This is a genomic window from Methyloceanibacter sp. (genome assembly GCF_051306395.1).
In the GTDB taxonomy this organism is placed as follows: Bacteria; Pseudomonadota; Alphaproteobacteria; order Rhizobiales; family Methyloligellaceae; genus Methyloceanibacter.
This window is the reverse complement of record NZ_JBPPND010000100.1, coordinates 1-19,967: the sequence shown is the minus strand read 5'-3', so window position 1 is coordinate 19,967 and position 19,967 is coordinate 1. Positions and strand designations below refer to the sequence as shown.

19 protein-coding genes and 1 tRNA gene are annotated in these 19,967 nt (G+C 64.8%); 7 read left to right on the top strand and 13 right to left on the bottom strand.

Features of this window, described 5'->3' with window-relative positions; genetic code table 11:
* The first annotated feature begins 2 nt into the window (after positions 1 to 2).
* The 6 genes from ACSLE4_RS05565 (at position 3) to ACSLE4_RS05540 (ending at position 7,324) form a co-directional block, all read left to right on the top strand.
* Positions 3 to 2,216, top strand: coding sequence for a primosomal protein N' (locus tag ACSLE4_RS05565; protein WP_435903509.1), 2,214 nt, complete (start codon positions 3 to 5; stop codon positions 2,214 to 2,216).
* 213 nt (positions 2,217 to 2,429) lie between these two features.
* Positions 2,430 to 2,990 (top strand): F0F1 ATP synthase subunit delta, encoded by a 561-nt coding sequence (locus tag ACSLE4_RS05560; protein WP_435903482.1) that lies wholly within the window; start codon positions 2,430 to 2,432, stop codon positions 2,988 to 2,990.
* Entirely contained in the window at positions 2,990 to 4,519 is a 1,530-nt protein-coding gene (gene atpA, locus ACSLE4_RS05555; RefSeq protein ID WP_435903481.1) for a F0F1 ATP synthase subunit alpha, read from the top strand. Before ACSLE4_RS05560 ends, atpA begins: the two co-directional genes overlap by 1 nt.
* Before the next feature lie 8 nt (positions 4,520 to 4,527).
* Complete coding sequence (locus tag ACSLE4_RS05550; RefSeq protein WP_435903480.1) at positions 4,528 to 5,412, top strand: F0F1 ATP synthase subunit gamma; 885 nt, start codon at positions 4,528 to 4,530, stop codon at positions 5,410 to 5,412.
* A gap of 35 nt (positions 5,413 to 5,447) precedes the next feature.
* Entirely contained in the window at positions 5,448 to 6,920 is a 1,473-nt protein-coding gene (atpD, locus tag ACSLE4_RS05545) for a F0F1 ATP synthase subunit beta (protein WP_435903508.1), read from the top strand.
* Positions 6,921 to 6,922: 2 nt separating this feature from the next.
* Positions 6,923 to 7,324: a F0F1 ATP synthase subunit epsilon gene (locus ACSLE4_RS05540; protein ID WP_435903479.1), complete on the top strand. Its 402-nt coding sequence runs from the start codon at positions 6,923 to 6,925 to the stop codon at positions 7,322 to 7,324.
* Between the two features lie 2 nt (positions 7,325 to 7,326).
* On the opposite strand, the gene ACSLE4_RS05535 is transcribed toward ACSLE4_RS05540, so the two are convergent.
* From ACSLE4_RS05535 to rplU, 13 genes are all read right to left on the bottom strand, one after another.
* Entirely contained in the window at positions 7,327 to 7,833 is a 507-nt protein-coding gene (locus ACSLE4_RS05535) for an RNA pyrophosphohydrolase (protein ID WP_435903478.1), read from the bottom strand.
* A gap of 10 nt (positions 7,834 to 7,843) precedes the next feature.
* The gene (locus ACSLE4_RS05530; protein ID WP_435903477.1) at positions 7,844 to 9,076 is read right to left on the bottom strand and encodes a divergent polysaccharide deacetylase family protein; all 1,233 of its coding nucleotides are present in this window, start codon (positions 9,074 to 9,076) and stop codon (positions 7,844 to 7,846) included.
* Between the two features lie 81 nt (positions 9,077 to 9,157).
* Complete coding sequence (locus ACSLE4_RS05525; protein WP_435903507.1) at positions 9,158 to 10,492, bottom strand: S41 family peptidase; 1,335 nt, start codon at positions 10,490 to 10,492, stop codon at positions 9,158 to 9,160.
* Positions 10,492 to 11,838 carry a murein hydrolase activator EnvC family protein gene (locus ACSLE4_RS05520; RefSeq protein ID WP_435903476.1) on the bottom strand — a complete coding sequence of 449 codons (1,347 nt, stop codon included), beginning with the start codon at positions 11,836 to 11,838 and terminating at the stop codon, positions 10,492 to 10,494. Before ACSLE4_RS05520 ends, ACSLE4_RS05525 begins: the two co-directional genes overlap by 1 nt.
* Before the next feature lie 106 nt (positions 11,839 to 11,944).
* Complete coding sequence (rlmH, locus tag ACSLE4_RS05515; protein WP_435903475.1) at positions 11,945 to 12,427, bottom strand: 23S rRNA (pseudouridine(1915)-N(3))-methyltransferase RlmH; 483 nt, start codon at positions 12,425 to 12,427, stop codon at positions 11,945 to 11,947.
* A 45-nt stretch (positions 12,428 to 12,472) separates the two neighbouring features.
* Positions 12,473 to 12,883 (bottom strand): ribosome silencing factor, encoded by a 411-nt coding sequence (rsfS, locus tag ACSLE4_RS05510; RefSeq protein WP_435903474.1) that lies wholly within the window; start codon positions 12,881 to 12,883, stop codon positions 12,473 to 12,475.
* A 171-nt stretch (positions 12,884 to 13,054) separates the two neighbouring features.
* The gene (locus ACSLE4_RS05505; protein ID WP_435903473.1) at positions 13,055 to 13,642 is read right to left on the bottom strand and encodes a nicotinate-nucleotide adenylyltransferase; all 588 of its coding nucleotides are present in this window, start codon (positions 13,640 to 13,642) and stop codon (positions 13,055 to 13,057) included.
* Between the two features lie 32 nt (positions 13,643 to 13,674).
* Entirely contained in the window at positions 13,675 to 14,916 is a 1,242-nt protein-coding gene (locus ACSLE4_RS05500; protein WP_435903506.1) for a glutamate-5-semialdehyde dehydrogenase, read from the bottom strand.
* A gap of 47 nt (positions 14,917 to 14,963) precedes the next feature.
* The gene (proB, locus tag ACSLE4_RS05495; RefSeq protein ID WP_435903472.1) at positions 14,964 to 16,091 is read right to left on the bottom strand and encodes a glutamate 5-kinase; all 1,128 of its coding nucleotides are present in this window, start codon (positions 16,089 to 16,091) and stop codon (positions 14,964 to 14,966) included.
* Positions 16,088 to 17,125, bottom strand: coding sequence for a GTPase ObgE (gene obgE, locus ACSLE4_RS05490; protein WP_435903471.1), 1,038 nt, complete (start codon positions 17,123 to 17,125; stop codon positions 16,088 to 16,090). Before obgE ends, proB begins: the two co-directional genes overlap by 4 nt.
* Before the next feature lie 66 nt (positions 17,126 to 17,191).
* Positions 17,192 to 17,695 (bottom strand): GNAT family N-acetyltransferase, encoded by a 504-nt coding sequence (locus ACSLE4_RS05485; protein WP_435903470.1) that lies wholly within the window; start codon positions 17,693 to 17,695, stop codon positions 17,192 to 17,194.
* Between the two features lie 97 nt (positions 17,696 to 17,792).
* On the bottom strand, positions 17,793 to 18,053 hold the full coding sequence (gene rpmA, locus ACSLE4_RS05480; RefSeq protein ID WP_435903469.1) for a 50S ribosomal protein L27: 261 nt from the start codon (positions 18,051 to 18,053) through the stop codon (positions 17,793 to 17,795).
* Between the two features lie 12 nt (positions 18,054 to 18,065).
* Entirely contained in the window at positions 18,066 to 18,647 is a 582-nt protein-coding gene (gene rplU / locus ACSLE4_RS05475) for a 50S ribosomal protein L21 (RefSeq protein ID WP_435903468.1), read from the bottom strand.
* Positions 18,648 to 19,512: 865 nt separating this feature from the next.
* Here rplU and ACSLE4_RS05470 point away from each other — a divergent pair.
* Positions 19,513 to 19,602: transfer RNA gene (locus tag ACSLE4_RS05470), tRNA-Ser, on the top strand.
* Positions 19,603 to 19,967: the final 365 nt, after the last annotated feature.

Here is a 19,967-nt window from a genome sequence, read left to right as displayed (position 1 = left end):
CTCTGGCCAAGACTTCCACCAGCCCCAAGACGACGAAGGCCACCCCGGAGACCGTGCCCGTCCTGGTGCCGCTCGCGCTCCCCGCGCCTTACGACTATTTGGTGCCCAAGGGCGACCATGTGGAGCCGGGCGCGTTCGTGGTGGTGCCGCTCGGACCCGTGAAATATCTCGCCGCCGTGTGGCGGCGCCCGGAAGGCGACGAGGCACCTTCGATCCCGCGCAAGAAGCTGCGCGAGATCCTCGAGATCTTCGACGACGTGCCGAAGCTTCCGAAGGTCTCCATGGACTTCGCCGAGTGGGTCGCGAACTACACGCTCGCCCCCCTCGGCATGGTGCTCCGCATGATGATGAGCGCGGGCTCCGCCTTCCAGCCTCCGGCGCCGCGCTATGGCGTGCGCCTCGAAGGGCCGCCCCCCGAACGCATGACGCCGGCGCGTGCCCGCGTCCTGGAGGCGGCGAGGAACGGGCTGATCTGGGTGAAGTCGAGCCTGGCGGAAGCGGCGGGCGTCAGCCCCGGCGTGATCGACGGGCTGGTCGATGCGGGCACGCTTACGACCGAGCCGCTGCCCGATTGGCACGCCATGCCGCTCGACCCCTCGCGCGAGCGCGCCACCCTCAACGAGGAGCAGGCGCAAGCTGCAAAGGAGCTTCTCGAATACACAAGAGACGGCTTCGCCGTGACCCTGCTCGACGGCGTCACCGGCTCCGGCAAGACGGAGGTCTATTTCGAGGCCATCGCCCAATGTCTCGAACGCGGCCAGCAGGCGCTGGTCCTCATGCCCGAGATCGCGCTGACCAGCCAGTTCATCGCCCGCTGCGAGGAGCGTTTCGGGGCGAAGCCCGCCGAGTGGCACTCGGGCGTGAGCCCCTCCACCCGCGGGCGTGTCTGGCGCGCGGTGGCCGAGATCAAGGCGAAGCTCGTGGTCGGCGCCCGCTCGGCGCTGTTCCTGCCCTTCCCCGATCTCGGCCTTATCGTCGTCGATGAGGAGCACGACCAGGCTTACAAGCAGGAGGACCGCGTCGCCTATCAGGCGCGCGACATGGCGGTGGTGCGCGGGCATCTGGGCCATTGTCCCGTCGTCTTGAGTTCGGCCACGCCCTCCATCGAGACCCTGGTGAACGCCGAGCAAGGCCGCTACTGGCACATCCGCATCGGCACCCGCTACAAGGCGGCGGCGCTGCCGGCCCTTCAGGCCGTCGACATGCGAAAGAGCCCGCCGGAGCGCGGGCGCTGGCTGTCGCCTGCACTGACCGAGGTCATGGCGGAGACGTTGGAGCGGGGCGAGCAGGTTCTGCTGTTCCTCAATCGCCGCGGCTACGCCCCCGTAACCCTTTGCCGGAAATGCGGATTTCGCTTCGAATGCCCCAACTGCTCGGCGTGGCTGGTCGAGCATCGATTCCGCCACCGCCTCGAATGCCACCATTGCGGCAAGTTCGTACCCCTCCCCCATGAGTGCCCGAGCTGCAGCACCGAGGAGTCGCTCGTGGCCTGCGGCCCGGGCATCGAGCGCATCGCCGAGGAGGTGGCCGAGCTGTTTCCCGAAGCGCGCCGCGCGCTGTTGTCGAGCGATCTGACGCCGAGCATCGCCGATCTGCGCGAGACCTTGCGCGAGATCGAAGAGCGGGAGGTGGACATCGTCATCGGCACCCAGCTCGTGGCCAAGGGCCACCACTTCCCCGGGCTGGCGCTGGTGGGCGTGATCGACGGCGATCTGGGCCTCGCCCAAGGCGACCCGCGCGCCGCCGAGCGCACCTTCCAGCTCCTGAGCCAGGTCACGGGCCGCGCCGGCCGGGAGGCGATTCCGGGCCGGGGCCTGATCCAGACCTATATGCCCGAGCACCCGGTGATCGCAGCATTGGTGGCCGGCGACCGTGACGCCTTCTACGCTCAGGAGATCGAGGCCCGCCGGGAGGCCGGCATGCCGCCTTTCGGGCGCCTGGCGTCGATCCTCGTGACGGCGGGGAACCGGGCGGTGGCGGAAGGCTATGCCCGGGAGGTGGCCCGCGCCGCGCCGCCTGCAGAAAAAATCCAGGTTCTGGGACCGGCGGAAGCGCCGCTATCGGTGATCCGGGGGCGCTATCGCTATCGCCTGCTGGTGAAGGCCACGCGCGAGGCCGACCTCCAGGCCTATTTGCGGGTATGGCTCGGGAACGTGCCCAAAGCCCGCGGCGATACCCGCCTCGGCGTCGATATCGACCCATATAGTTTCCTCTGAGTTCCCCCAAAAGCGCACACACGGCCGCACTATGCGCCCCCGATATTGCGCCCTCTTTCCCCCTGTGTTACAGGCTCCGCGGGGCTTCCGAAGGGGCCGTTTTCGGGGGATTTCTCCCGTCGACGCGGAGGCTCTAATCCCAGAATTTACCGGGGTCCGAGGGTGGGACGGCTCATGAAGCGCCCGCCCTTGAGCAAGAGGCGTTGAGCGAAAGTGGCAAGCGAGAATCATATCGTATCGGGCGTTGCAGGCCGCTATGCCACCGCCCTGTTCGAGCTGGGTCTCGAAGAGAAGGCGCTCGAGCAGATCGAGAGCGATCTGAACCGCTTCGGCGAAGCGCTCGACGCCGTCGAGGACCTCCAGCGGCTGGTAAAGAGCCCCATGTTTTCGGCCGAAGAGCAGGGCCGCGCGCTCGGCGCCGTCCTGGACGAACTCGAGGTCGAGGGGATCACCAAGAATTTCCTGCTGCTCGTCTCCAAGAACCGGCGCCTGTTCGCGACCCCCGACATGATCCGCGCCTTCCGTGCCCTGCTCGCCGCCCATCGCGGCGAGATGAGCGCCACGGTCACCGCAGCGGCGAAACTGACGGATACGCAAGTCACCGCGCTCAAGCAGGCGTTGAAGGCCGCACTCGGCAAGGACGTCATGCTCGATCAGCAAGTCGATCCGAGCCTCATCGGCGGCCTCATGGTCAAGGTGGGCAGCCGCATGATCGACTCCTCGCTTCGCACCAAACTCACTAGTCTCAAGCACGCCATGAAAGAGGTTGGCTAATGGATATCAGGGCCGCCGAGATCTCCGCGATCCTCAAGGACCAAATCAAGAATTTCGGGCAGGACGCCGAAGTCGCCGAAGTCGGCCAGGTGCTCTCCGTCGGTGACGGTATCGCCCGCGTCTACGGCCTCGACAAGGTCCAGGCCGGCGAGATGGTCGCGTTCGCCGACGGCACGCAAGGCATGGCGTTGAACCTCGAGGTCGACAATGTCGGCATCGTGATTTTCGGCGACGACCGCCACATCAAGGAAGGCGACATCGTCAAGCGGACCGGCGCCATCGTGGAAGTGCCAGTAGGCAAAGCCCTGCTCGGCCGCGTGGTCGACGCACTTGGAAACCCGATTGACGGCAAGGGCCCGATCGAGGCGGAAGAGAGGAGCCGCGTGGACGTGAAGGCGCCGAGCATCATTCCCCGCCAGTCCGTGCACGAGCCCATGCAGACGGGCCTGAAAGCCATCGACGCGCTGATCCCGATCGGCCGCGGTCAGCGCGAGCTCATCATCGGCGACCGCCAGACCGGTAAGACCGCCATCATTCTCGACACCATCCTCAATCAGAAGTCGATCAACGAGAGTGACGATGAGGGCGCCAAGCTCTACTGCATCTATGTCGCGATCGGCCAGAAGCGTTCGACCGTGGCGCGGTTCGTGAAGATTCTCGAAGACAACGGCGCGCTGCCCTATTCCATCGTGGTTGCCGCCACCGCCTCAGACCCGGCGCCAATGCAGTTCCTGGCGCCGTTCACCGGTTGCGCCATGGGCGAATATTTCCGTGACAACGGCATGCACGCGCTCGTCGCCTACGACGATCTATCCAAGCAGGCCGTGGCCTACCGCCAGATGTCGCTCCTGCTGCGCCGTCCTCCCGGACGCGAGGCCTATCCGGGCGACGTTTTCTATCTCCATTCACGCCTTCTGGAGCGCGCTGCAAAGCTGAACAAGGAGAACGGCTCGGGGTCCTTGACCGCGCTCCCCGTGATCGAGACGCAAGCCAACGACGTGTCGGCCTATATCCCCACCAACGTGATCTCCATCACCGACGGCCAGATCTTCCTCGAGACCGACTTGTTTTATCAGGGCATCCGGCCCGCGGTGAACGTGGGCCTGTCGGTGTCGCGCGTGGGTTCAGCCGCCCAGGTGAAGGCTATGAAGCAGGTCGCCGGCAAGATTAAAGGCGAACTCGCCCAGTATCGCGAGATGGCGGCTTTTGCCCAGTTCGGCTCCGACCTCGACGCCACCACACAGCGCCTCTTGAATCGCGGCGCACGCCTCACCGAGCTTTTAAAGCAGCCGGAGTTCTCACCACTCAAGGTCGAGGATCAGGTCGTCGTGATCTACATGGGCGTGAACGGCTATCTCGATGACGTCAAAGTGCCCGACGTAAGCCGCTTCGAGGAGGAGTTCCTCCGCTTCATGCACACCGAGCATCAGGGCATTCTCGACACCATTCGTGACGAGAAAGCCATCTCCGATGAGACCGGCAAGAAGCTGAAGGACGCCGCCGAGAAGTTCACCAAGGCTTTCGCGTGAGTTGATCCATGGCGTCCCTGAAGGAGCTCCGCAACCGTATCGCCTCGGTCAAGGCGACCCAGAAGATCACCAAGGCCATGCAGATGGTGGCCGCGGCGAAGCTGCGCCGTGCGCAGACCGCGGCTGAAGCCGCGCGGCCTTATGCGGAGCGGATGGAATCGGTGCTTGCGAACCTCGCCAAGGCCCTGGAAGGCCGGGAGGGCGGATCGCCGCTGATGGCCGGCACCGGCAAGGACAACGTCCACCTCCTTGTCGTATGCACTTCCGAGCGCGGCCTGTGCGGCGGCTTCAATTCCTTGATCGTGCGGCTCGCCCGCGAGCACATCAATCGTCTTCTGGCTGACGGCAAAGAGGTGAAGATCCTCTGCGTCGGCAAGAAGGGCTACGACCAGCTGCGCCGCCAGTACCAAGGGATGATCGTCGATACGATCGAGTTCCGCGGCGTGCGCCAGCTCGCCTTCGAACATGCCGAACAGGTCAGCCAGAAAGTTCTGTCCCTGTTCGATGAAGGCGGTTTCGACGTCGCCACACTGTTCTTCTCGCGCTTCAAGTCGGTGATCAGCCAGATTCCGACCGCGCAGCAGATCATTCCGGCGTCGATCCCGGCGGAGAGCGAGGCCGGCGTGGACCTCGGCGGCGCCGTCTACGAATACGAGCCGGACGAGGACGAAATTCTGACCGATCTTCTGCCGCTCAACATCACCGTGCAGATCTTCAAGGCGCTGCTCGAGAACGCAGCTTCCGAACAGGGCGCGCGCATGAGCGCCATGGACAGCGCCACCCGCAATGCCGGCGATATGATCGGCAAGCTGACGCTCAACTACAACCGTACCCGCCAGGCCCAGATCACCAAGGAGCTGATCGAGATCATCTCCGGCGCCGAGGCGCTCTAGTCACTCGAAGGAACGGAACGATGGCAAATAAACCCATGGTCGCAGAGACCAAAAAGCAAGCGAAGAAGGTCGCCGCAGGCAAAGGCGCGAAAGGCCATATCCGCCAGGTGACCGGCGCCGTGGTCGACGTGCAGTTCGACGACAATCTGCCGGAGATCTTGAACGCGCTTGAAACCGATAATGGCGGCTCCCGCCTCATCCTCGAGGTCGCTCAGCATCTCGGCGAAAACACCGTCCGCACGGTCGCCATGGATGGCACCGACGGCCTGGTGCGCGGCCAGGAGGTGACCGACACCGGCAAGCCTATCGCGGTGCCGGTTGGCGAGGGGACCTTGGGCCGCATCATGAACGTGGTCGGCGAGGCCGTGGACGAAGCCGGTCCCATCGAGACCGAGGAGACGCGGCCGATCCATGCCCCGGCTCCCGCTTATGTCGATCAGTCGACGGAGTCGGAGATCCTGGTCACGGGCATCAAGGTCGTGGACCTGCTCGCGCCTTACGCCAAGGGCGGCAAGATCGGCCTGTTCGGCGGCGCCGGCGTGGGCAAGACCGTGCTCATCATGGAACTGATCAACAACGTCGCCAAGGCGCACGGCGGTTACTCCGTGTTCGCCGGCGTGGGCGAGCGGACCCGCGAGGGCAACGACCTCTACCACGAGATGATCGAGTCCGGCGTGAACAAGGACCCAAAGGAAGGCTCCGTCGAGGGCTCCAAATGCGCGTTGGTGTACGGCCAGATGAACGAGCCGCCCGGCGCCCGCGCCCGCGTGGCTCTGTCCGGCCTGACCGTCGCCGAGTATTTCCGCGACCAAGGTCAGGACGTGCTGTTCTTCGTGGACAACATCTTCCGCTTCACCCAGGCCGGCTCGGAGTTGTCGGCGTTGCTCGGTCGTATCCCCTCGGCGGTGGGCTATCAGCCGACGCTTGCCACCGACATGGGCGCGCTGCAGGAGCGGATCACCACGACAAACAAGGGTTCAATCACCTCGGTGCAGGCGATTTACGTGCCGGCCGACGATCTGACCGACCCGGCCCCGGCCACCTCCTTCGCCCATCTTGACGCGACCACCACGTTGTCGCGGTCGATCGCCGAGAAGGGCATTTACCCCGCCGTGGACCCGCTCGATTCCACCTCCCGCATGCTCTCGCCGCTCGTGGTTGGCGAGGAGCACTATGCGGTGGCCCGCCGGGTGCAGGAAATCCTGCAGCGCTACAAGGCCCTGCAAGACATCATCGCCATTCTGGGCATGGACGAGTTGTCGGAAGAGGACAAGATCGCCGTGGCCCGCGCCCGCAAGATCGAGCGCTTCCTGTCCCAGCCCTTCCACGTGGCCGAGATTTTCACTGGCTCACCCGGCGTGTTCGTCGATCTCGCCGACACGATCAAGGGCTTCAAGGGCCTTTGCGAAGGCGACTACGACCACCTGCCGGAAGCGGCATTCTACATGGTCGGCACCATCGACGAAGCCGTGGCCAAGGCCGAGAAGCTTGCCGCCGAGGCCGCGTAGCAATGCCCGATCCGTTCAAATTCGAGTTGGTATCGCCGGAGCGGCTTCTCGTCTCCGACGAGGTGGAGCAGGTGCTGGTGCCGGGCGCGGAAGGCGACATGACCGTGCTCGCACACCACGCGCCCGTTCTCACCACGCTGCGCCCCGGCCTGCTGGACATCGGTTTTCCCGGCGGCAAGAACCAGCGCTTCTTCATCCGGGGGGGCTTCGCCGAGGTGAACCCGGCGGGACTCACCGTATTGGCCGAGACAGCCATCGATCTCGATGAGCTGAAGGCCGAGCAACTGGTGCAAGCGATCAAGGACGCCGAGGAAGACGTCGCCGATTTAACCGACGACGCACGCGACCGCGCCCAGACCAAGCTGGAGCACCTCCGCCAAGTCCAGGCGACTCTCCACCTCTAAGCTCAGCTCTTTTCGATCAGAGGGGCGAATGCCGCGACGATAGCGGTGTAGACCTCACGCTTGAACGGCACCACCAGGTCCGGCAGTCCCGCCACCGGCACCCAGCGCCACGCGTCGAACTCCGCCTTATGGTCGGGCCGCGGCCGAAGGTTGACCTCGCTTTCCGTGCCCTCGAAGCGTGCGGCGAACCACATCTGTTTTTGCCCGCGAAAGCGCCCCTGCCAGGCAACGCCGACCAATTCAGGCGGCAGGTCGTAAAGCAGCCAATCCTCCGTTTGGGCGATGAATTCCGCGCGGCGGACGCCCGTCTCCTCCCAGAGTTCGCGCCGTGCCGCCTCCTCTGCCGTCTCGCCCGGGTCCACACCGCCTTGGGGCATTTGCCACCAATGGCCTGCTCCTTCGGAGGCGCCTTCGCGCTCCGAGCGTCGGCCGACAAACGCCAAACCTTCGGTGTTGAGCAGCATCACGCCGACGCAAGGCCGGTAGGGCAGCGAGGATGGATCCATCATGAAGCGGAGATCAACTTTGCCGCGGAGACCGCATGGCGGTGCTGACGGGCACGAGCACGAGGCCTTTTTCTTCCAGCGAGCCGGCCCAATCGGCGATCCGCTTGGCTGTCGCCGGCTCTGCCTTGGCGACGCCGATGGCCGCGCCTTGCGCTTTGGCGGCGGCTTCCAACTCGGCCAGCGCCTTGTCCAAGGTGGCGGCATCGAGCCGGACCTGCGCCGTGGAATATTCGAGCTCCAAATCCTTGGCGATCTGGCCGGCGGTCGAGCCTTCGACGCTGCCGTCATCGAAATAGATGAGGCCGCGGCGCTTCACTTCTTCGAGGACCGGCTTGAGCGAAGCCGACGTCGTCTCGAACTTCGCGCCCATGTAATTCGTCACGCCGACATAGCCGGTGTAGCGCGACATCAGCCAATGAAGCCGCTTGATGTTGTCGGTTGTGGGGAGGGTGGTGAGGAGAGTGTGTGGGCCGGGGTCTTCGGCCGGGTAGTCGTTCGGCTCCAGGGGGATCGCGAGGAGAACCTCGTGGCCCTCCGCGCGGGCTTGGGTTACCCGCTCCTGGAGGCTGCGCCCGTAGGCGCCGTAAGCGATACTGATCGGTGGCGGAAGACCCTTGATGATGTCTCCGTCTGGCGCGCCGGGCACGCCGAGCCCGTTGAGCAGCACCGCGACCCGCGGCGGCCCTCCCGCCACCTTCGCGTAATTCGATGGGCGAGCGTAAACCTCGGCCGGGCGGCGCCCATCGATGGCGATCTTCGGCAGCGGCCCATAGGGCGATTCCTCGATCAACGCCGGTACCGGCACCGGTGCAAGCGGCACCGAACCGGTCTGGTCGATGCCGGCCGTCAGCTCGGAGGCAGCCATTTTGGTGCCACTGTCTCCCCCGGGCGCGGCACCATGCCGCTCAGGGGTCTCCAGCGCCCCGCTAGGCCCTGGTGGCGCCAATGGGGGCGCGTTGGGCGTGACAGGCATCATGGTCGTGCCCTGGCCGGGAGGCGCCAGCACCGGCGCGGCTGGGCGCGGCGGCGGTGCATTGGGTGCCATGGAGGGCCCCGTGACGGAAAAGCCTGGAGGAAGATCGACTCCCACGGCCCCCGAAGGGGCTGCCGGTGCCGGAGGCGCAGCGTCGACCTGGAGAACCGCGACAGGCTCGCCTTCCTCGCCGGCAGGAAAGAACATCAGCACGGCAACGCCGAGCACCAAGGTCCAGAACACGATTCCCGCAGCGACGGCCAGCGCCTTCATCTCATTGTCCTCCCCGCTTCCCGGCCGTAGTCTGGGGCTAGCGCCACCGCCTCGAGGCCACCGCGTTCAGAGCCGACAGATCTAGTTGGCTTCCGCCTTCTTCTTGGAATCCGTGTCGACCGACTTGATGCCTCTCAACAGATCGAGGGCGTAATTGAGCTGCGTGTCCTTCTCCTTGTCCTGAGGCACGTAGGACGAGCTTCCGGATTCCTCCTCATCATCTTCGAGCTCGCCCCTCAGGTGGCCGCGCAAATTGGACTCACCGCGCGTGCCCTGGACATCCTGCTTCTTCTTGAGCTCCTCCGGGAGCTCTTCTTCAACCACGATCTGGGGATCGATGCCCTTGGCCTGGATCGAGCGGCCCGAAGGCGTGTAGTAGCGCGCCGTGGTGAGCCGCAGCGCGCCGTTGGAACCGAGCGGGATAATGGTCTGCACGGAGCCCTTGCCGAAGGAACGGGTGCCGACGACCGTCGCGCGCTCGTGATCCTGGAGCGCACCGGCGACGATCTCCGAAGCCGAAGCCGAGCCGCCGTTGATCAAGACCACGATCTTCTTGCCGTCAGTGATGTCGCCCAGCCGCGCATTTGAGCGCTGTGTCTCCTCGAGATTGCGGCCGCGCGTCAGCACGATGGCACCCTGGTCGAGGAAGGCATCCGACACCGAGATGGCCTGGTCGAGCAAGCCGCCCGGGTTGTTGCGCAAGTCGATGATGTAGCCCTTGAGATTGGGCCCGAGCTTTTTCTTCAGATCGTCGACGGCCTGCTGCAGGTTCTCGGTGGTCTGCTCGTTGAACGTCGTCACCCGGATATAGCCCACATCCTCACCCTCGGCGTTGTACTTCACCGGGTTGATGTGGATCATGTCGCGGACGACCTTCACTTCGAAGGGATCTTCGACGCCCTTGCGCACGATCGTGAGCCCGATCGGCGAATTGACCGGCCCCCGCATCTTTTCCACGGCCTCTTGCAGCGTGAGCCCGAGAATCTGCTCCTTGTCCAGATGGGTGATTAAGTCACCGCTCATCAATCCGGCGCGGTCGGCGGGCGTGTCTTCGATGGGTGCCACGACTTTGACCACGCCGTCCTCCATGGTGACCTCGATACCGAGCCCACCGAACTCGCCGCGGGTCTGTACTTGCATGTCGCGGAAGTGCTTCGGATTGAGATAGGCCGAGTGCGGGTCGAGCGCGGTCAACATGCCGTTGATCGCAGACTCGATCAGCTTGGCATCCTCGGGCTCCTCGACATAGTCGGCGCGCACCCGCTCCAGCACCTCGCCGAAGAGGTCGAGCTGCTTATATATTTCCGAGTTCGCCGCGGAAGCCGACTGGCTTCGGGCCAAGCTCACCATCGTCGAACCGGCAGCGAGCACAGCCAGCACCAGAAGCGCCCAGAGCGCGTATTCGGATCTCCGCATCATCCTTGCACCTTCCCGGATGTCTCGGCCCACCATGGGCCGGGGTCTATTGGCCTGCCGTCCTTCCTGAATTCCACATAGAGGACGGGGCGTAAATTTTCGTCGCCGCTGATGCTCGACGCTTCCAAGCTACCCATCACGGCGATGGGCTCGCCAGCAAGAACGAATTGGCCGAGGCTCACGTCAATGCGGTTCATTCCCGCAAGCAAGATATGATAGCCCCCGCCCGCATTGATGATCAAGAGTTGGCCATAGGACCGGAAGGGCCCAGAATAGACCACCCAGCCGTCCGCGGGCGCGGTAATCCGCGCTTCTTCGCGGGTTTCCAGGGAAACGCCCTGGAGCGCGGTCCCGGTAGCGTCGTCCTCGCCAAATCCGTGGGTTTGGCGTCCTTGGGCCGGCAGCCTGAGTGTGCCCTTGGCCTGCTCGAACGGCATGGCGGGTTTCAGCCGGTCCGGGCTGGCGAACGCCACTTTGGTCGATTCCGGCTTGATCTCGATGACGTTCTCATTGGCCGGGGTCGCCATGACCTCCTGCTGGAGCCGGGCTCTCAAGGCCTTTTCGGCGGCGATCTCGGCGTCGTATTGGGCTACTTCCGCCTTGGAGATCTTGACGTCGAGGCGCGCGATCAGGTCGCTCAGATTGGTGACCTCGGCCGCGAGCTGCGTCGCGGATTGATCGAGCTGGGTGAGTTCCACCTCGCCTTGCGCCTGCTTCGATCTCTTCTCCGCGAGCAACCGGTCGAGCCGTGCCTGCTCGCCTGCGAGCTTGTCGGCCTCGCGCTTTTGCTCGTCGCGCTGCGCGCGAATCTTGTTCTCGATCGTCACGAGCCCTTGGAGGCTCTCTGAAAGATTGTCGGCCTGGTATTTGAGCTCCGGGAATACTTCGGCGAGCAGCATCGCGCCGCGCACCACGGCAAGCGCGTCGTCGCGCCGCGTCACGATGGCTGGCGGCGGCGTGCGGCCGATCCTCTGCATGGCGCTTAGCATTTTCACGATGGCGGTCTTCCGCTCGGTGATGGAGGTCCGGATCACCGTGACCTGCTCGGTCAGCTCGGCGAGCTTGCCTTCGGTCTCCGACAGCTTTGCTTCGCTCGCCTGCACGTGCTCACCGGCCTCGATCAGCTCGCTATTGAGCCGCGCTCGCTCTTCTGCCAGGGCGGCGAGATCCTTGGTGAGGCCCTCCGCTTTGACCCGGCTCGACTTCAGTTCCTGCTCGGTCGCATCGAGACGCTTCTTCGCCTCATCCCGGGACAGGTCGTCCTCGGCGAGGACGTGCCCTATGGGAACAGCGAGCAGCCCGGCAAGAAGCAGCGCGAACCGAAATCTTCGTCTGGTGAAAGCCAATCGATCAGGTTGCGCCATACGCTCTGGCCGTTCAGTCGATGGCACCGGAGGGAAGCGGCAGAATCAAGGCAAAACGCTTACGAATCCTTAACCTTAGGAGTCCGCGTCAGGCCCGGTGATAAGGATGACCGGCAAGGATGGTCATGGCCCGGTAGATTTGCTCGGCCAGCACGATCCGTGCGAGCCCGTGTGGCAGCGTCATAGGCCCCAGAGACAGCGACAAATTCGCCTTTTCCAAGGCCGCCTGACCGAGACCATCCGCGCCGCCAATGAGGAAGGCGAGGCCGCCCGCGCCTTCATCGCGCGTCTTGGCCAGGATCCCGGCGAAATCCTCGCTCGGCAGCATCTCGCCGGCCGGGTCCAGGGAGATCAGCGTGTGGTTGGAGGGGACCTTGGCGAGAAGGGTTTCGGCTTCGGCCACCCGCCGGGCGTTCGCCTCGGCGGCCTTCGCTTCCGCCAGCTCCACGGCCGCGAGGGGTGACAGGCTCAAACTCCGGCCGAGCGCCTCGGCGCGGGCGAGATAGTGGGCGCAGAGCTCTCGCTCAGGTCCCTGTTTCAGCTTTCCGACGGCGGCGATCAGGAGCCGCATGGCTCACCTTTGCCGCAAACGCCGCCGGTGGCGGTCAGCCGTCTCTCAGACCACCATTCGCTCCATGGGCCGGTCGGCGGACCACATCTTCTCGAGGTTGTAGAACTCGCGAACCTCGGGACGGAAGAGATGGACGATGACATCGCCGGCATCGATCAGCACCCAGTCGCCCTGGGGCAGTCCTTCGATGCGGGCGCGGCCATAGCCTTCATCCTTCAGTTTTTTGATGAGGTGGTCGGCGACGGCGCCGACATGCCGCTGAGAACGACCCGAGGCGACAACCATGTGATCGCCAATTGAGGTCTTTCCTTTCAAATCGATGGCGACAACATCTTCGGCCTTTGAGCCGTCGAGCGTGTCGAGCACGATCTTGAGCAGTCTCCCCGAATCGGCGCGAAATGACGCTAATCCGGTCAGAGGCGCACCGTGATCGGTAGCCTCTCTAGGTGAGCGCATGTTTGCGTGGGTATCCTTCTGTCATTGCTCCCGGAAGCGGACTGGCAATGTCTCGCGCACAATGCTTGAGAGAGCCCCTAGGTCGCCGCTTCGCTCCTTTAGGATAAGTGCCGTCTGGCTTTGTTTCAATAGGTAGTATTCGCTCGCGTCTTCTTGCTCTTATCTAGCGGTCTAGCCTGATTTCGAGACAGTTTTGCGAACAGCCGTGGAAGAGAGCCCCGACAGCTTGCGGCTGAGAATGGTCCAGGCCGGCGGCTCCAGGAGAGGAAGCCCCGCCGCATCGGTCTCGTCCACGTAATAGGGCGCAAAGCGTTGCGCTGCTTGGCCCGCGCGGGCCTTGAGCCGATATCCAGGACGGTCCAGGACGGCAATGGGCACCAGGCCGAAGATCTCGGGCCAGGCTCTCCAGCGGTGAAGGCCCGCGAGATTGTCCGCCCCCATCAGCCAGACGAAGTGGACGCCGGGAAAGCGCCGCTTCAGCGCAAGCAGCAAATCCACCGTGTAACCCGAGCCGGTTCCGCCGTCGAAGCCGGTGACCTTGATCCGCGGATGCCGCGCGATTTTCTCGGCGTCCGCCATACGGTCCGCCACGCCGGGCAGCCGCGAGACGTCTTTGAGCGGATTGCCCGGTGTCACCAGCCACCAGACCTGATCGAGCCCCAACCGCTTCAGTGCCGTGAGGCTAATCTCGCGATGGGCCTCATGGGCCGGGTCGAACGAGCCGCCGAGCAACCCGATGCGCATGCCGGGTGCGGCCATCGGGACGCTGAAATGCGAAGGACCGCTTGCGCTCAAGGCCGGGTCTGGCCCTGCCCGCGCACCACATATTTGAACGTGGTGAGTTGCTCGACGCCGACCGGCCCACGCGCATGAAAGCGCCCCGTGGCGATGCCGATCTCAGCCCCCATGCCGAACTCGCCGCCATCGGCAAACTGGGTCGAGGCGTTGTGCAAAACAATCGCGCTGTCGACGCGCCCGAGAAAGGCGTCGGCGGCGGCCTGATCGTTCGTAACGATCGCGTCCGTATGCTGCGAGCCGTACTCGGCGATATGCGCGATCGCCTCGTCGAGCCCGCCGACCACCCTCACGGCGATGATCGGCGCGAGATACTCCACGCCCCAATCCTCGTCGGTGGCAGGCTTGACGCGGCTATCGGTGCGCTGTGTCTCCGGGTCGCCGCGCACTTCGCAGCCTGCCTCGATCAGTGCATCGACGATCGGCGTGAGGTGCGTCGGCACGGCGGCATGGGAAACGAGCAATGTTTCCGCCGCGCCACAAATTCCCGTGCGCCGCATCTTGGCATTCACGACCACATTCCGCGCCATATCGAGATCGGCGTTCTCATCCACATAGACATGGCAGACACCCTCGAGATGCGCGAACACCGGCACGCGCGCCTCTTCCTGCACGCGTTCCACGAGGCTCCGGCCGCCGCGCGGCACGATCACGTCGATCGCGCCCTCGAGGCCGCCGAGCATGAAGCCAACCGCCGAGCGATCCACGGTCGGCACGAGCTGGATCACTGAAGCCGGCAAGCCGGCCGCCGTGACCGCCTCGGTGAGAAGGTTGGCGATGACCAGCGAGGTGAGAAAGCTCTCGGAGCCCGAGCGCAAGATCACGGCATTCCCGGCCTTCAGGCACAGGCCGGACGCGTCCGCTGTCACGTTGGGGCGGCTCTCATAGATCATGCCGATGACGCCCAGCGGCACCCGGACGCGGGCGATCTCGAGCCCGTTCGGCCGCGTCCACGATGCGATGGTCGAGCCCACGGGGTCGGGTAGCGCGGCGATCTCGTGCAAGCCCCTGGCCATGGCAGCGACACGCTGACCGTCCAGCCGCAGCCGATCGAGAAAGGCGGCATCGCGTCCCTTTTTCTCGGCCGCTTCCAAGTCTTGCCGGTTGGCTTCGAGAATGGTCTCGGTGCCCGCTTCGAGTCGCGCTGCCATGCGACCGAGAGCCGCGTTCTTCGTCTCGGTCGAGGCGACCGCCAGCGCCGCCGCCGCCTCGCGCGCGAGCCGGCCCATATAGAGCATCATCGGCTCCAGGCTGACGGCCGGGTCTTGGGCAGGAAGGGGCACGTTTACTGGCCTTTCCGGTGGAGGGTCATGTCGTCGCGATGGATCAATTCCGGGCGGCCAAGGTAACCGAGAATGGCGGCGATTTCACTGCTCTTGCGGCCGATGAGGGCCTCCGCTTCGGCATGCCCATAGGCCGTGAGGCCGCGGCCGATCTCTACGCCCTCGCCGTTCCGGATGACGACGGCGTCGCCGCGTTCGAAATGACCTTCGATGCGCGTGACGCCGGCCGGCAAGAGGCTCTTGCCCGAGCCGAGCGCCGCCGCGGCGCCGCTATCCACGACCACCGCGCCCCGTGGCTCGAGCGTGCCGCCGATCCAGCGCTTGCGCGCCGTGGTGGGGTCCGAGCGCGCCAGGAACCAGGTGCAGACGCCGGTGGTCGCGAGAGCCCGCAAGGGGTTCATCACCTTGCCGCTGGCGATCACCATGTCGGTTCCCGCCTGCACGGCGATCTTGGCCGCCTCGATTTTGGTGACCATACCGCCGCGTGACAGTTCCGAGCCCACGTCGCCGGCCATCGCCTCGATCTCAGGCGTGATCTCCGGCACCTCGTCGAGACGCCGCGCGTCCGACGACGAGCCGGGCGGCGCCGTGAAGAAACCCTCCACGTCGGACAAGAGCACGAGACAATCGGCGCTCATCATCGAGGCGACACGCGCCGCGAGCCGGTCGTTGTCGCCATAGCGGATCTCGTTCGTCGCCACCGTGTCGTTCTCGTTCACGACCGGCACCGCACCGAGCTTGAGCAGCGTCGTGATGGTGCTGCGCGCATTGAGGTAGCGGCGGCGCTCTTCGGTGTCGCCGAGCGTCACCAAAACTTGCGCCGCTACGAGCCCGCGCGCACGGAAGGCATCCTCGTAAGCATGCGCCAAATCGATCTGACCGACGGCCGCGGCTGCCTGGCTGTCTTCGAGTTTGAGCGGTCCCTTCGGCAGCTTGAGCACATTGCGGCCAAGCGCGATGGCGCCGGAGGAAACGACGATCACCTCTTTGCCCTGCGCCCGCAAATCCGCGATGTCCTCGCACAGGGCACTGAGCCACTCCCGGCGCAAGGCACCGGCGGCGCTGTCAACCAAGAGCGACGAGCCGATCTTCACGACGATGCGGCGGGCGTCCGTCCATTCGGATCTCATGGCCGCCACCCCGCCGCGGTTACCGGCGCCGCTTTTTCTCGCGCCCGCTCCTCTTGGATCTCCGTCGCCAGCGCGCGCAGCACCTCCTGCACGCCTTCGCCGGTCGCGGCGGAGACGATCAGCGGCGTGACTCCCGACGCCTTCTTCAAAGCGCGCGCCTTCTTCTTGATCTCATCCCTCGGGACCGCGTCGGCCTTCGACAGCACGAGTACCTCGGGCTTCTCGTCGAGCCCCGCGCCGTAGGCCTCGACCTCTCCGCGCACGATCTCATAGGCCTCCACCGGATCTTCGCCGGTCGCATCCACCAGATGCAGCAACACGGCCGTGCGCTCCACGTGGCCGAGGAAGCGGTCGCCGATGCCGGCGCCTTCATGCGCCCCTTCGATCAGCCCAGGGATATCGGCAAGCACGAAGTCGAAGCCATCGATGCGCACCACGCCGAGATTGGGAATGAGCGTGGTGAAGGGATAGTCGGCGATCTTGGGCTTGGCCGCACTGACCGTCGCCAGGAACGTCGACTTCCCGGCGTTGGGGAGGCCGATGATTCCGGCGTCACCGATCAGCTTCAGCCGCAGCCAGATATACATCTCCTCGCCCGGCTGACCGGGATTGGCGCGGCGGGGCGCCCGGTTCGTAGAGGTTTTGAATTTGACATTGCCGAAGCCGCCGTTCCCTCCCTCCAGCAGCACGATGCGCTGGCCGGGTTCGGTCAGATCGGCGATCATCGTTTCCCCGTCCTCGTCGAGAATTTGCGTTCCCGGCGGCACTTTCAGCACCACGTCGGCCCCGCCCGCCCCGGTGCGGTTCTGGCCCATGCCGTTGCCGCCCTTCTTGGCTTTGAAGTGCTGCTGATAGCGAAAGTCGAGCAGCGTGTTGAGGTTCGCCACACACTCGACGATGACGTCACCGCCCTTGCCGCCATCGCCGCCGTTCGGGCCGCCGAACTCGATGAACTTCTCCCGCCGGAAGCTGACGCACCCGTTGCCGCCGTTGCCGGAACGAACAAAGACCTTGGCTTCATCGAGGAACTGCATGGGACGTGCTTAGCACCAGAGGTCTTACCGTTGCACTAGCCACGGCAACGAGCCTTGAGAACCGGCCTACGGCCATCGGAGATTGGCGAGCGCCTCGGCCCGGTCGAGCCAGTAGGTGAGACAGTCGGTCGACGTGCCCCGGGCGGCGCACTCCCGAAGATCGCGCCCGAGCGCCGAGAAGCCGAGTTTGCGGAGAATGCGCTCGGAGCGTGGGTTATCGGCGAAATGTCCGGCCTTGAGATAGGCGAACCCATCCGCGTCGAAGGCGTGCGCGATCAAGGCCCGCACAGCCTCGGTCGCGTAGCCGTTGCCCCAATAGGGCTTGCCGATCCAGTAGCCGAGTTCGGCATGATCGGCGTCGAAGGCCCGGTAGCCGGTGCAGCCGATCAGCGTGCCGTCGCGCTGGATCATGAACACCACACCCTCCTCCCCCGCGCGCGCGCCTGCGAGCCATTCGCCCGCCATCTGCTCGCTATAAGGATGCGGAATCGTGCCGGTCATGCACGCCACGTCGTAATCGCCGGCGAGCAAGCTGACGCGCGCCGCGTCGGCGAGGGCCGGCGGCCGCAAGATGAGCCTTTGCGTTCTGATCTGCACGGGATGAGAGGCTACACGCGCCATAGCGCGCGCGGGGAGTCGGTTTGGACGAAGGGTGAGGGAGGCGGGCTTACGCCTCGTTCGACTTCACGGATACGTAGACCCGGCCCTTGTGCTTGGTCGCGAACTCGACCTGACCGTCACGGACGGCAAAGATCGTGTGATCCTTACCGATGCCAACACCGTCGCCCGGGTGCCACTTGGTGCCGCGCTGGCGAATGATGATGTTGCCCGGAATGACGCTCTGACCGCCGGCCTTTTTGACGCCGAGACGCCGTCCAGCTGAGTCGCGGCCGTTACGCGAGGAGCCGCCTGCTTTCTTATGTGCCATGGTGGTCTTCCTTTAGCTCTTCTTCTTCGCCGTGGCCTTCTTGGCCGGCGCTTTCTTAGCCGCTGCCTTCTTCGCAGGCGCCTTCTCGGCAGCCTTGGCCGGAGCCTTCTTCGCCGCGGTCTTGGCGGCGGGCTTCTTGGCGGCGGGCTTCGTCTCAGCCTTCTTGGCCGCTGTTCCTGTCTCCGCCTTCTTCGTCTCGGCCTTTGTCTCGGCCGGCTTATCCGCCGCCTTCGTCTCGGTCTTCACCGGGGCCGGCTTGGCCGCTGCCTTGGACGGCTTCTTGCCGTCGGTCAGGATTTCGGTGATGCGCAGCGCCGTCAGCATCTGCCGATGCCCCCTGGTCCGGCGATAACCTTGGCGGCGCTTCTTCTTGAAGACGATGATCTTGTCGGCGCGCTTCTGCTCCAGGACCTCGGCGGCCACGGTCGCGCCGGCCACGGGGCTGCCCGCCTTGGGGTCACCCTCGCCGCCGAGCAGCAGAACATCGCCAAGCTGGACGATATCGCCGGGCTCGCCCGCGATTTTCTCAATCTCGATAATGTCGTTCGGCGCCACGCGATATTGCTTGCCGCCCGTGCGAATGACCGCGAACATGTCTTTTAATCCGTCTCTTGCGGCTTGAATTGCCAGCGACTAGGCGCGCAGACAGAGCCTCTAAAGGAGCGATAAGCGGCGCAATATAGAGGCGAAAGCCGATAAGTCAATTCCTTGCGGGCCGCCCTAGGACCCTGAAACCGGCCGTTTCTCGCGGACTTGTCACCGCCTGCTCCTGTTCCCACCCATTTCCTCTCTAGACGGCTCCCCTCTTAGGGCACGCCAAGATGTCTCGCCGGGCCCAAGCCCGCGAGGCATGAAGGGGATGGCGCGCCGAAAAGCGCAGTCCGTAACAGGTGTCGCATCCAAAGGATGCGCAGGCGCCTTCCGGCGCGCCACACGCGCTCAAGTAGCGAAGCGATAGCGCATCTAAAATGCGCCCAATCCGCGAACCCTCGCGCATGCTATTTTGCGACGGTTACGGCGCCGGGCCCCGCTTCTCATTGATCTCTGCGCTACCGGCCTCCGGCCTACTTGAGCGTGATGTGCGCTTCGGCCGAGCGGCTAGTCGCGCGAGAGCAAATCCCAGCGAGCTTCTCGCGGGGGCTCGTAGTAGCCCCGGGGGGTGGCTCCGGCGCCGCCCGGAGGTCTCATTGCGGAAGAGACCCGCAGGCGCCGCACCTCGTCCCGCTCTCTTGAACGCCTCGCGAGAACGCCCCTTCGAAAGGACGAGGTGATCGCATTGTACGCCGAGTTTCGAGGGCGGGCATAAGTTCGCCGTCTAGCGTGATTCCGGTGCAAGCCGGACTCCAGGAAAACACGCCTGTGGACCCGTTTCTGGATAGCGGCTCGCCGGTATGGCGGGGATAGGGAGGGATGGTCACGGGTTGCCGCCGGCTTCGGGGCAAGCTACATGAGCCCCCTTGGAGAGGTGCCGGAGTGGTTGAACGGGACGGTCTCGAAAACCGTTGAGCGCGCAAGCGTTCCGAGGGTTCGAATCCCTCCCTCTCCGCCAAGAATTTCTTGCGTTCCAAGCGATTTCTGAACGGCAGGGACTCTTCTGCCGGGCTGGCATAAGGCCGCTCCTACAGCGGATTGCAAACCAATTGCAAACACGGGCTGGCCGAGTTGTTCTGGATTCAGTCCAGGAGCAGACATTCGTCATGCTCGCTGCCATGTCTGCTAATGACCGATGCTGTCGATAAAGGCGTTGAGAGTGGCGCCGAACGGTGATTCCGTCTGCTGAGGGTTGGCGACGGAGGACTGGGCGATGATGGGTCGGCAGAGGCGGGACCAGGGCAAGCTATTCTATGAGTTCCGCCTCGATGATCGCATTCCGCAGAATCATCTTTTGCGACGGATCGATGTGTTTGTGACGGC

Excerpts from the sequence above, each read along its gene's own strand:
- ACSLE4_RS05535 (WP_435903478.1), bottom strand. The coding sequence starts at position 7,833 with ATGATGGATCCATCCTCGCTGCCCTACCGGCCTTGCGTCGGCGTGATG.
- atpD (WP_435903508.1), top strand. The coding sequence starts at position 5,448 with ATGGTCGCAGAGACCAAAAAGCAAGCGAAGAAGGTCGCCGCAGGCAAA.
- rsfS (WP_435903474.1), bottom strand. The coding sequence starts at position 12,883 with ATGCGCTCACCTAGAGAGGCTACCGATCACGGTGCGCCTCTGACCGGA.
- ACSLE4_RS05505 (WP_435903473.1), bottom strand. The coding sequence starts at position 13,642 with ATGGCCGCACCCGGCATGCGCATCGGGTTGCTCGGCGGCTCGTTCGAC.
- rlmH (WP_435903475.1), bottom strand. The coding sequence starts at position 12,427 with ATGCGGCTCCTGATCGCCGCCGTCGGAAAGCTGAAACAGGGACCTGAG.
- rpmA (WP_435903469.1), bottom strand. The coding sequence starts at position 18,053 with ATGGCACATAAGAAAGCAGGCGGCTCCTCGCGTAACGGCCGCGACTCA.
- proB (WP_435903472.1), bottom strand. The coding sequence starts at position 16,091 with ATGAGATCCGAATGGACGGACGCCCGCCGCATCGTCGTGAAGATCGGC.
- rplU (WP_435903468.1), bottom strand. The coding sequence starts at position 18,647 with ATGTTCGCGGTCATTCGCACGGGCGGCAAGCAATATCGCGTGGCGCCG.
- ACSLE4_RS05540 (WP_435903479.1), top strand. The coding sequence starts at position 6,923 with ATGCCCGATCCGTTCAAATTCGAGTTGGTATCGCCGGAGCGGCTTCTC.
- atpA (WP_435903481.1), top strand. The coding sequence starts at position 2,990 with ATGGATATCAGGGCCGCCGAGATCTCCGCGATCCTCAAGGACCAAATC.
- ACSLE4_RS05525 (WP_435903507.1), bottom strand. The coding sequence starts at position 10,492 with ATGCGGAGATCCGAATACGCGCTCTGGGCGCTTCTGGTGCTGGCTGTG.
- ACSLE4_RS05500 (WP_435903506.1), bottom strand. The coding sequence starts at position 14,916 with ATGCTCTATATGGGCCGGCTCGCGCGCGAGGCGGCGGCGGCGCTGGCG.
- ACSLE4_RS05530 (WP_435903477.1), bottom strand. The coding sequence starts at position 9,076 with ATGAAGGCGCTGGCCGTCGCTGCGGGAATCGTGTTCTGGACCTTGGTG.
- ACSLE4_RS05550 (WP_435903480.1), top strand. The coding sequence starts at position 4,528 with ATGGCGTCCCTGAAGGAGCTCCGCAACCGTATCGCCTCGGTCAAGGCG.
- obgE (WP_435903471.1), bottom strand. The coding sequence starts at position 17,125 with ATGCAGTTCCTCGATGAAGCCAAGGTCTTTGTTCGTTCCGGCAACGGC.